Consider the following 11642-nt stretch of genomic DNA (forward strand, 5'->3'; position numbering starts at 1 on the left):
TTCTAACAGAGAGAGTAAGGAGTGGGAGAAAAATGAGCATGCGAGGATTGCCTACAAAACAGGGTCTGTATGATCCAATGTTCGAACATGATGCTTGTGGGATTGGTTTTATCGCCAATTTGAAAAACAAGGCCAATCACGAGATGGTGAGCAAAGGTTTGCAAATACTCTGTCATCTGGAACACCGTGGCGGTCAAGGTAGCGACCCGGAGACAGGGGACGGAGCAGGAATTTTGACTGGCATTCCGCACACCTTCTTTAAAAAGTCCTGTGATGAACTGGGCTTCAAGCTTCCCGCCCAAGGCAAATACGGAGTGGGCATGCTGTTTCTCCCAATGGACGAGACTCTACGAAATACGTACGAAAAGCAATTAGAAGAGATCATTCAAGCGGAAGGGCAAAAGCTTCTCGGATGGAGAACCGTTCCGACGAATACGGATAAAATTGGGAAGACAGCAAAGGCTAGTCAGCCATTTGTCCGTCAAGTGTTTATCGGGGCGAGCTCTACTGTGAAAGATCAGCTCAGTTTCGAACGAAAATTATATATCATCCGAAAACAAATGGAACAGGTAGCAAGAGAAGGCTTTTACGCAGCCTCGATGTCCAGCCGCACGATTGTTTATAAAGGCTTAGTTACTCCAGAACAGCTGGATCAATTTTATACGGATCTGCAGGATGAATCCTACGCTTCCCCATTTTCCGTGGTTCACTCCAGGTTCAGTACGAATACATTCCCAACGTGGGAGCGTGCCCATCCAAACCGCTATTTGATCCACAATGGTGAGATCAACACGTTGCAAGGAAATATCAACTGGATGCGAGCTCGAGAGCAAATGTTCCAGTCTGAGGCATTTGGTTCTGATCTACAAAAAGTGGTGCCTGTCATTGATCTGGAAGGCAGTGACTCCGCGATTCTCGACAACTGTGTAGAATTCTTCTCGCTGGCCGGGCGTTCGTTGCCGCACGTGGCGATGATGATGATTCCTGAGCCATGGGATCAAGATGCGAACATCGAAGCTTCCAAGAAAGCTTTTTACGAGTATCATAGCTGCTTGATGGAGCCATGGGATGGCCCAACCGCGATTTCTTTTACGGATGGAAAACAGATCGGCGCGATCCTCGACCGAAACGGCTTGCGCCCAGCCCGTTATTACGTTACCTCTGATGATACTATTATTTTCTCATCCGAGGTAGGGGTTCTCGAAGTTCCGGATGAAAAGATCGTGCAAAAAGGAAGACTGAGCCCTGGGAAAATGCTTCTCGTCGATCTCGAAGAAGGCAGAATTGTGTCCGACGAAGAGATCAAACAGCAGATCGCTAATGAGCAGCTGTATGGGGAGTGGGTACAAAAGAATCTCGTCACTCTCACGGCTTTACCGAAAGCGAATACACCTGCGAGGATTGCGGGAGATACACTTCTGGCGCGTCAAAAAGCATTTGGCTATACCCAAGAAGAACTGACGAAAGTACTGACCCCGATGGTCGCTGAGAAAAAAGATCCGATCGGGTCCATGGGAATCGATACGCCGCTCGCGGTGCTGTCTGATCGTCCACAGCTGCTGTACAACTACTTTAAACAATCGTTTGCACAAGTGACCAATCCACCAATCGATGCGCTGCGTGAAGCATGCGTGACCTCCACTCTCTCTTATTTGGGAGCAGAAGGAAACCTGCTTGCGCCGGACGAGAGCAATTGCCGTCGGATTCGTCTGAGCTCGCCACTTTTGTCCAATGAAGAGCTGGCTAAGCTGGCAAGTAACCCACATCTGGAATTTCAGGCAAAAGCGTTGCCGATCTTGTTCCCAGCAGACGGTGGTGCCACTGGGCTGGAAATAGCGCTGGACGATTTGTTTGCAGCTGCTGATCAGGCGATGGAGTCGGGTCATACCCTGCTGATCCTGTCTGACCGTGGTATGAACGAAAAACAGGCGGCCATTCCTGCATTGCTCGCAGGTAGTGGACTTCATCACTATTTGGTGAGCAAAGGAACGCGGACGCAAGTGAGCGTGATCGTTGAATCCGGTGAACCACGCGATGTTCACCAGTTTGCGATGTTGATTGGCTACGGTGTCGATGCTGTCAACCCTTACGTTGCGATCGACTCATTGCTGGAGCTGGCAGCATCCGAAAAAGGTAACGGCGTGAATGCCAAAGATGCAGTGGAAATCTATATGCGCACAGCCGTAGAAGGCGTCGTGAAGGTCATGTCCAAGATGGGGATCTCCACGGTCCAAAGCTACCGCGGCGCGCAGATTTTCGAAGCGATCGGGATCGATTCCTCTGTTATTGATCGATACTTCACCCGTACGGCTTCCAAAATAGGCGGGATTACTCTCGAAGTGATTGCCAAAGAAACACTCGCTCGTCATGCGAAAGCATTTTTGCCTGAACATTCCGAAGAAAATCTGGATCCAGGAAGTGATTTCCAATTCCGCCGAGATGGAGAGTTCCACCTGTTCAATCCGAAAACTGTGCACGCCCTGCAAAAAGCAGTACGCGAAGGCAGCTACGAGCAATATAAGCTGTACTCGGAGATGGCCAATGACCAGCAATTTGCGTTCTTGCGTCACCTGCTGGACTTCAAATCTGACCGCATGCCTGTGCCACTGAACGAGGTCGAATCCGTTGATTCTATCGTTCACCGCTTTAAAACAGGGGCGATGTCCTACGGTTCGCTGAGCAAAGAAGCGCACGAGACTCTCGCCATCGCTATGAACCGACTGGGTGCGAAAAGCAATAGTGGGGAAGGTGGGGAAGATCCACAGCGCTATATGATAGACGAGAATGGTGATCTGCGACGCAGCGCAATCAAGCAAGTGGCTTCTGGCCGATTTGGTGTCTCCAGCCACTATCTGGTAAATGCCAGCGAGATTCAAATTAAAATGGCGCAAGGAGCAAAACCGGGCGAGGGGGGGCAACTCCCAGGTAACAAGGTGTATCCATGGATTGCGGAAGTACGCAAATCGACACCAGGTGTAGGGCTGATTTCTCCGCCACCGCATCACGATATTTATTCCATTGAAGATTTGGCACAGCTGATCTTCGACTTGAAAAATGCCAATCCACGGGCGCGAATCAGCGTGAAGCTCGTATCAAAAGCGGGAGTCGGTACAATTGCCGCTGGGGTAGCAAAAGGATTAGCGGATGTGATCGTAATCAGCGGACATGATGGCGGTACAGGTGCCTCTCCAAAAAGCAGTATCAAACACGCGGGCTTGCCATGGGAATTGGGGCTAGCTGAGACACATCAGACGCTCTTGTTAAATCAGCTTCGCGACCGTGTAGTCGTGGAGACAGACGGGAAGATGATGACCGGACGTGATGTTGTCATCGCTGCTCTTCTCGGTGCAGAAGAATTCGGCTTTGCGACAGCTCCACTCGTCTCCATCGGTTGTGTGATGGCGCGCGTATGCCATCTGGATACGTGTCCAGTGGGAGTCGCTACTCAAAATCCGGATCTGCGCAAGAAGTTCAAGGGTGATCCACAGCACGCTGTCAACTTTGTGCGCTTCGTGGCGCGTGAAGTGCGTGAGATCATGGCAGAGCTTGGCTTCCGTTCCTTTGAGGATATGATCGGACGCAGTCAGCTTTTGACGATGAATGAAAAAGCGAAATCACACTGGAAGGCAAAACATATCGATCTGTCGCTGCTCCTGTTCCAACCAGAAGTGCCAGAAGAAGTAGGCAGATTCCATCAACGCTCGCAGGATCACAAGCTGGATGCGACACTGGATCGTCAACAACTACTGGCCCTGTCCAAACCGGCACTGGAAAAACAGCGCCAAGTTGAAATCAATCTGCCGATTAACAACACCAATCGTGTCGTTGGTACGATTCTGGGTAGCGAGGTCACGAGACGTTTTGGTGAACACGGCTTGCCGGAAGACACCATTCGCTTGAATTTCAAAGGGTCTGCAGGACAAAGCTTTGGTGCATTCGTACCACGCGGCATTACCTTAAAGCTCGAGGGTGATGCAAACGACTATGTAGGAAAAGGGCTTTCTGGCGGACGATTGGCTGTATATCCTTCCAAAAAGGTGACCTACGCGCCAGAGAAGAACATGATCATCGGAAACGTTGCTTTCTACGGTGCGACGTCTGGTGAAGCGTACATCTCCGGGATGGCAGGCGAGCGCTTCTGCGTCAGAAACAGCGGAATGACCGCCGTCGTCGAAGGAGTTGGCGACCATGGGTGCGAGTATATGACAGGAGGACGTGTCGTCGTACTCGGCCAGGTTGGGAAAAACTTCGCGGCGGGGATGTCTGGCGGTACCGCCTATGTGCTGGCCGAAGATAAAGCTGTATTCACAGCATTGTGCAATCAGGAAATGGTGCTACTGGAAGCGCTGCAGGATGAGCGCGAAGCTGCAGAAGTGAAAAAGCTGTTGGAAAATCACGTAGCGAATACTGGAAGTCAGCACGCCCATGCGTTGCTCAACCAATGGGAGCAGACCAAAGCGAAGTTCGTGAAAGTCATTCCAAAAGACTACAAGCAGATCATTTTGACAATGGAAGAATTGCAGCAATCAGGCATGAAACGCAGCGACGCGATTTTGGCAGCATTTGAAATCAGTCAAAAGAAAAATGTAGAGAAAGCCCCGAAAGCAAAAACAGAAGAACAAGTAGCCGCTTCCGTAGGGAAGTAAGAAAAGAAGCCGATCTAGCCACTTGCAGGCGATGGTTGCGAATCTATCGACAAATGAAAAGACCAAAAAAGACAGCTTGTGGCTGTCTTTTTTGTGTGTAAAAATATTGGGTTTACGCCACAGCTGACTTGCGTTCTACGATATAGCAAGCCATTCCTAAAATCAGAGCAAGTCCAACGAGCACGGCTCCGACCCAAGGAAGAGATGAGATAGACAGATGAGTAATGACCCATCCCCCGATGAAAGCACCTGTTGCATTTCCTAGATTACCAGCTGAATGACTGGAGGTAGAGGCAAGAGCTGGTGCTGCTTGTGCTAGGTTCATCACTCGTACTTGCAACCCCGGAAACACAGCAAAGGAAGCAGCTCCCCAGAGGAAAATGGTCAATACGGCAGCTGTAGGGCTATACATCGTAAAGGTAAAGAGGGTTAGGATGACACATATGGTAAAGTAAAGTCCCAGTATGGAGGGCATCAGCTTCCAGTCCGCAAGCTTCCCGCCGATGATATTGCCGATCGTCACCCCACATCCGAATAGGACGAGAATCCAAGTTACACTATGCTCGGCAAAACCAGTAACTTGCGTAAGCAGTGGCGTAATATAAGTAAATACGGTGAACAAGCCGGCGTTGCCAAGTGCTCCAATAAGGAGGTATAGAAGGAGCTTGGGCTTGACAAGAGCGGAAATTTGCGTAGCGATACTCCCTGGTTTGTCTTGTCGGATGTGCGGTACAAAGATAATTATGCCGATCATTGCGATCATTCCCATAATTGAAATGGCGCCAAACGAAGAACGCCACCCCATGTGCTGACCAATAAATGTCCCTAGAGGAACACCGATAATATTCGCTATGGTAAGGCCAGCCATCATGATGGATACGGCTCCGGCGCGCTTGTCAGGACGGACAAGATTGGAGGCGATCACAGCTCCAACTCCAAAGAAAGTCCCATGCGTCAAAGCGGTGATCAAGCGTGCTCCCATCAAAATTGCGTAGCTTGGAGCGAAAGCAGAGATCCCGTTTCCGAGAATAAATAGTACCATGAGCAGACATAGTAAATTCTTTTGCGGGATTCGGTGGGTGAGGACTGTCAATATAGGCGCACCGACGGCTACCCCAAGAGCATACATGGTAATGAGTTGTCCTGCCGCGGAGATGGTGACATGCAAATCTTCAGCAACATTAGGTAGAAGACCCATGATGACAAATTCAGTCATTCCAATTGCAAAGGAGCCAACTGTAAGAGAAAGGATAGAAATTGAAAACGGTTCTTTTTTTATTACTTGTTCCTTGGTAGTGCGTTGAGATAACTCCATTACGTTAAAATCAACCTTTCTGTAGGATTAAATATCGCTTGAATCGTAATCATAGTGCCGGTCAAGAAAACCTGTTCCATATTATTAAGTTTCCTGAGAGTAAAATCAAGTCATTCTTTTTTAGAATGTGTAAAAGGTGAGGCTTTTTAATAGTTGTTCAAGGGTAGGGAAGAAAGAGGAATGCGATTAGATTGAGTGGCAGCTAGCAATCAATGGCGAGGAGAAATGGGGATGCAGCAAATAGAGCTTATGTCCATCTACTGAAATGAAATCAGCTTAGCAGAGTACCGGCGGTCATGCCGGTGCCCTGCGACTGTTTGGTGCGTATCGGATCGAGAAACTTAGTTCATTGGGCTTCCTCGTCGGCCGAGGGACCATAGATGCCCGGCACCGGAATATCGAGAAGCCGCAAATATACCCCGAGCTGCGCCCGGTGGTGGATCATGTGGCTTAATCCGAAGGTGCGAAGCGCGATCGCCCGCGGCTCGCGGAGGATGATATGGTTGCCGTGGCGCAGCGTCCATTCCTCGCCGAGCGTTTTCTCGTCACATTCAGCGAGCAGGTTTTCAAACTTGCCGACGTTCGCGTCGAACTCCTCCAGAACGTCAGAGCGTTTTTCCAAAGGCTCCCGCCGCAGCGGCACGGTCGAAAGATCGAACTCCGGGTACTGAAAAATCGCGATTTGCCAGTTCAGCAGGTTGATCAGGTGCGTGGCCAGCCCGCCGAGCGTCATGGATTTCTCGTGCGGCTTCCACGACATATGCTCCTCGGGCAAGCGTTCTAGAATGCGGCGCGTAGTGGCCAGTTCATGCGTTGCGTCGCCAACGATCAGTTGTTTGACCATAAATTCCTCTCCTTCCGTATGGTTTATCTTACTATAAATTCCAGTCGAGCGGAAAGCTCTAGTCCCGGTGTCAGCTTCCCCTCTACGCCTTTGGCATCGAATCGTCGGCTCGTACAAGAGCAAATATCCAGTCCAACGCGTCCCTCAAGGTATGATGACTCTACCGGAAGAAGGTATGGTCCGCCTGCGATATCCGACTTACTCCATCCAAGAAATCGAAAAGATCGTATTAGCTGGGCACGTCATGCCAGCAGAGGTCACTCTCTTTATAATTAGTGGAAGGATCACTGCGGCCGTACGCAGAAGCGGTCTATCTGAGTGAAAAAGAGTATATGAAAATCACCAATTCTAGCAACATTAACACCCTCTCTATTCTCGTTGAGAAGCGATAGATGGGATTTTTGATATTTTGAGTTATACGAACAGAATATTGCAGTATCGTTTCATCAATCATCTCTATCTCTACAGGATAGGGATTAGTTTCTGTGAAAAAGGTGATAAAATATGAATCAGAAGTTTGACAGGGAGATGGTGGAAACTTATATGGTTGAAGTCAGCAACAAAATTCGTAGTTTTCGGTTGCAGCAAAATCTGACCTTGAAAGAACTGAGCGAAAAAACGGGATTGTCGATTAGTTTTCTTTCCCAAGTGGAAAGAGGAGGTTCTTCCTTGGCGATTACTTCTTTGAAAAAAATCGCAGACGCTTTCAATGTTCCGATTACACATTTTTTTGAGAGCTACAAAAACCAAAACTACTATGTGAAAAAAGCGGATCAAAAGCCGTTTCAAATCGAAAGCTCGAGCTTGCTCTATACGCGATTGGCTGGAGAATTTTCGGGACGTTCCCTCGAGCCGATCCTTGTTGTCATGCCGCCTGGTTTAAAACAGGACAATGTATTTAATCATCCTGGCGAAGAGTTCTTTTACGTCCTGGAAGGCGTCGTCATTTTTAACGTGGATGGCACGGAATACATCGTGAAAGCAGGCGAATCGATTCACTATCCGTCCAATCTGCCGCATTTCTGGCTGAATCCGCTCGACCATGAAGCGAAAATACTAGGGATTACCACACCTGTTATATTTTGATCCTAGCCTGATACGGCTAGATGGAAAGAGAAAGAGAGGGAATCGCATGCCGCCACTTGCCAATATGGAGCTAGTGGTCTCTGCAGAAGCCGTGCATGGAGGCCATGTGAACAACGTGAAGTATTTGGAGTTTTTAGAGATGGCTCGCAAGCCGTGGTATCAATATTTTTCCACTTTGGGCTTTCGTTCGTTTATGGCGCATCTGAATGTGGAGTATAAAAAAGAAGCCTTTCTCGGGGATCACCTGCTGATCCACACGATGATTGAGCGGGTGGGAAATACGAGCCTTGTTCTTAGACATACGATGAAAAATCAAAATGAGGAGTACGTACTGCAGGCGCACGCGACCTTTGTCGCGATCAGTGTCGAGACAGGTGAAAAAATTCGCGTTCCTGATGAATTGCGTGAAGATATAGACGAAAAAACAAGATGAGACTGCTTGCTTTAGATTCATTCAGAACCCTAATGAGCGAGGGTTCTTTTTTATGAAAGCGCAAATCCAAAACTATGAAATCACCTCGGCTGCAAGAGTCCAATAGTAGCTTTACTACGGCATGTTTTTTGGGGAAGGACAAGACTAACACCACCTTAAATGGAAATATACCACTTTTTACTATTATTAGTTGTATCACAACCAATAGGCGAATAGCTCTTCGTTAAAAGTAGGTCCTTGAAGAAGTCGCAAAAGAATGCGGTTTAACCAAGCGCACCATTCGGTATTATGAGGAAATTGGCTTGCTGTTCCCGCCGGAAAGAAGTGAAGGGGGATACCGCTTATATACCGATCGACACATCGAGCAGCTCAAGAAAATCAACAGCGCGCGAGATGTCCTCGGTTTTTCCTTGCCTGAACTTTTAGAATTTATTCAGATGAGTGATGTCATCCACAACCAGCGCGTGGAAGCCAAGCAGACTGATGATATCCCTTTAAAATTGGAGAAAATCGCGGAGCTTGAGCAAACACTAGAAAAGCAACTCCAGATGATTGACCAAAAGCTAGAAAAGCTCAACTTGTTCAGAACTGAACTTACAGATCTACAGGAGCGAGTCCAGATAGCCAAGACCAAATACATTGCCATTCAGGAGTGAATGCGGAGATGTCACGTTCAGGTAATGCAGTAGCGAAAGCAACAAACGCTGACTCGTATGAAGCGGGTCTGTTGCAGCAGCCTCGCTCAGTCTGGGCTGTTTTCTTTGCAGGAATTATTGCGTTCATGGGTATCGGACTGGTCGATCCAATTTTGCCTGCCATTGCGGATAAAATGAAGGCAACACCTAGTGAAGTGAGCATGCTGTTTACTAGCTACAACGCGGTTATGGCTGTCGCCATGCTGTTCACTGGAATGATTGCATCCCGAATCGGGGTCAAAAAGACACTGCTCACCGGTATCATTATTATTGCTTTGTTTTCGTTTCTGGGTGGTTTATCGAATCATATTTGGGTCCTTGGCGCACTACGTGGAGGCTGGGGACTCGGCAATGCTCTCTTCGTTGCCACCGCGTTGACCGCGATTGTGTCCTTGTCTAGAAGTGGCGTCACCAAAGCCATCATTTTGTATGAGGCGGCAATCGGATTGGGAATCTCAGTCGGTCCGCTGCTGGGGGGCGAGCTTGGGGCGATTTCTTGGAGAGGTCCTTTCTTTGGCGTAGCATCGTTGATGGTTGTTGCCTTTATCTCTCTTATTTTTCTGATGCCAGCAGAAGCCAAAACCAATTCGTCTGCAAAAGCCAAGACTTCCTTAATGGATCCGTTTCGTGCCATGAAGCACCGTTCCCTGGTTGTATTTGGCTTGACGGCATGCTTGTACAACTTCGGTTTTTTCACCCTCATGGCGTATGCACCTTTTGTCATGGGGCTAGATGAGCACGGACTGGGGTTTGTGTTCCTTGGTTGGGGTATCTTGCTCGCGATTACTTCCGTGTTCATGGCTCCCAAACTTCAGCAAAAATTTGGAACAGTCAAGTCCATGTCTGTCATGCTAGCCCTGTTTGGACTTACGTTGTTAGCTATGGGCATTTGGACGAATACACAGGCTGTCGTGATCGCGGCAGTTATTTTCTCCGGAGCTCTTTTGGGAAACAACAACACATTGATTACGACTGGCGTGATGAATGCCGCTCCAATCGAGCGCTCCACCGCCTCTGCTGCTTACAGCTTCCTGCGCTTTATTGGTGGTGCCATTGCACCAGTTCTTGCTGGAAAATTGGCAGAGTGGTTTAATCCGCACGTTCCGTTTATTGTAGGGGCGGGCTTCGTGCTTTTGTCCGTCGTGTTTGTTACGCTCAACCGTCGCCATGTGATGCACGTAGACCAAGTGGGTGCTGCACATTAATGGGAAAAGAATAGCGCAGTAGCGCAGTAGCGAAGATGAGCTCCAGAAGATGGGGCTCTTTTTTGTTGTCGCTGTGTGATTTGACATGCAGTCATTTGGTTGCATATAATGAGTGTCATGGACAAGGTATTTAAAGCACTTGCAGATTCAACCCGAAGGCAACTTCTGGACTTGTTATTTCAGATAAACGGTCAGAGCTTAGGCGAGCTGTGCGAACATCTCGATATGACTCGACAATCGGTAACCAAACACCTCGTGATATTGGAGGAGGCCGATCTCATTGTTGTGGAATGGCAAGGACGAAACAAGCTGCATTACCTAAATGCCGCTCCGATCGCGGATATTTACGATCGTTGGATTGGCAAGTTCGAGCGGCAACGAATGGACGCTCTACGTGATCTGAAAAGGAAACTGGAGGAGGAGAACAATGGCTGACACGACATTTGTGTATGTGACGTACATCGCAACGACTCCGGAAAAGCTCTGGGAGGCTTTAACCAACAGCGAATTCACCAAACAATATTTCTTTGGAAGCACGATCGAGTCTGATTGGCAGGAAGGCTCACGTATTACGTACTCGCGAAATGGACAAGTCTCTGATTACGGAACGATTCTAAAGTGTGAGCCGTATCGTATCCTTTCTTTTACTTGGACGTATGTGGCCGATAAAGCGATTCGCGAGGAACCATCACAGGTTACCTTTGAGTTAAAGCAAATGGAGTCAACGGTCAAACTAACACTAAAGCATGAGAAACTGGTACCGGCGGACTTCGTAGACAAGGATGATACCTTTGAAGGTCTCAATAATGGATGGCCAGCGATTTTGAGCAACCTAAAAAGTCTGTTGGAAACGGGGAAAACCTTGGCACCTGTGGCCCTATAAGAGTGGCTGTTAGTATTGGAATAAATCAAGCAGAAGATAATCAAATGGTAAAGGAGCGATTTTGGGATGATTAACGTGACTAAAATGAAGATAGCCAAGCCAGCCCACTATGTCTATGAAGCATTTGTAGACCCTGAAAGAATCGGCAACTTTTGGTTCTCATCGAGCTCAGAGAGATGGGAGCCTGGCAAGACCATTACGCTGCGATATGAGGAATACAATGCGGAAGGCACGATCAATATCGTGGCTGTCGAAGTAGACAAGAAAATCGAGTTTACGTGGGGATCAGCCGAGGATCCTCATACTGTCACGATCACGCTGCATGAGCTAGACTCTTCGAATACCATCGTGGAAGTAAACGAAGATGGGTTTCATGAGGGTGATGAGAATTTCATCCATGACTTGATTGGCAACAAAGAAGGCTGGGTGTATATGTTAACCTGCTTAAAGGGATATTTGGAAAATGGCATCAATAACTTGCGAGCTGGTTTGTGGAAATAGCCTAAATAGAATAAGGAAAGATTAAGAATACAGA

General features: G+C 48.2%; 10 protein-coding genes. 8 read left to right on the forward strand and 2 right to left on the reverse strand.

The genetic code is table 11. The features are described 5' to 3' along the window. The first annotated feature begins 32 nt into the window (after window positions 1-32). Window positions 33-4646, forward strand: a complete 4614-nt coding sequence (gene gltB / locus AN963_RS07470) for a glutamate synthase large subunit (protein WP_055743875.1) — start codon at window positions 33-35, stop codon at window positions 4644-4646. A 112-nt stretch (window positions 4647-4758) separates the two neighbouring features. Here gltB and AN963_RS07475 read toward each other — a convergent pair whose 3' ends face one another. Next, window positions 4759-5961 carry an MFS transporter gene (locus AN963_RS07475; RefSeq protein WP_055743876.1) on the reverse strand — a complete coding sequence of 401 codons (1203 nt, stop codon included), beginning with the start codon at window positions 5959-5961 and terminating at the stop codon, window positions 4759-4761. A 346-nt stretch (window positions 5962-6307) separates the two neighbouring features. Further along, window positions 6308-6805: a DinB family protein gene (locus tag AN963_RS07480; protein ID WP_055743877.1), complete on the reverse strand. Its 498-nt coding sequence runs from the start codon at window positions 6803-6805 to the stop codon at window positions 6308-6310. A gap of 543 nt (window positions 6806-7348) precedes the next feature. On the opposite strand from AN963_RS07480, the gene AN963_RS07485 reads away from it, so the two are divergent. The 7 genes from AN963_RS07485 to AN963_RS07515 all read left to right on the forward strand — a co-directional run bounded on the left by AN963_RS07485 (window position 7349) and on the right by AN963_RS07515 (window position 11608). Continuing rightward, complete coding sequence (locus AN963_RS07485) at window positions 7349-7891, forward strand: helix-turn-helix domain-containing protein (protein WP_055744490.1); 543 nt, start codon at window positions 7349-7351, stop codon at window positions 7889-7891. A gap of 46 nt (window positions 7892-7937) precedes the next feature. Then, complete coding sequence (locus tag AN963_RS07490; RefSeq protein ID WP_055743878.1) at window positions 7938-8324, forward strand: acyl-CoA thioesterase; 387 nt, start codon at window positions 7938-7940, stop codon at window positions 8322-8324. A 278-nt stretch (window positions 8325-8602) separates the two neighbouring features. After that, entirely contained in the window at window positions 8603-8980 is a 378-nt protein-coding gene (locus AN963_RS07495; protein WP_055743879.1) for a MerR family transcriptional regulator, read from the forward strand. An 8-nt stretch (window positions 8981-8988) separates the two neighbouring features. Continuing rightward, on the forward strand, window positions 8989-10224 hold the full coding sequence (locus tag AN963_RS07500) for an MFS transporter (RefSeq protein ID WP_055743880.1): 1236 nt from the start codon (window positions 8989-8991) through the stop codon (window positions 10222-10224). Between the two features lie 108 nt (window positions 10225-10332). After that, a complete protein-coding gene (locus AN963_RS07505; RefSeq protein WP_201783710.1) occupies window positions 10333-10659 on the forward strand; it encodes an ArsR/SmtB family transcription factor in 327 nt (108 codons plus the stop codon). Beyond that, window positions 10652-11107: an SRPBCC family protein gene (locus tag AN963_RS07510; RefSeq protein ID WP_055743881.1), complete on the forward strand. Its 456-nt coding sequence runs from the start codon at window positions 10652-10654 to the stop codon at window positions 11105-11107. The genes AN963_RS07505 and AN963_RS07510 overlap by 8 nt, the downstream gene beginning before the upstream one ends. 66 nt (window positions 11108-11173) lie before the next feature. After that, window positions 11174-11608 carry an SRPBCC family protein gene (locus tag AN963_RS07515; RefSeq protein WP_055743882.1) on the forward strand — a complete coding sequence of 145 codons (435 nt, stop codon included), beginning with the start codon at window positions 11174-11176 and terminating at the stop codon, window positions 11606-11608. Window positions 11609-11642: the final 34 nt, after the last annotated feature.

This window comes from Brevibacillus choshinensis (assembly GCF_001420695.1).
GTDB lineage: Bacteria > Bacillota > Bacilli > Brevibacillales > Brevibacillaceae > Brevibacillus > Brevibacillus choshinensis.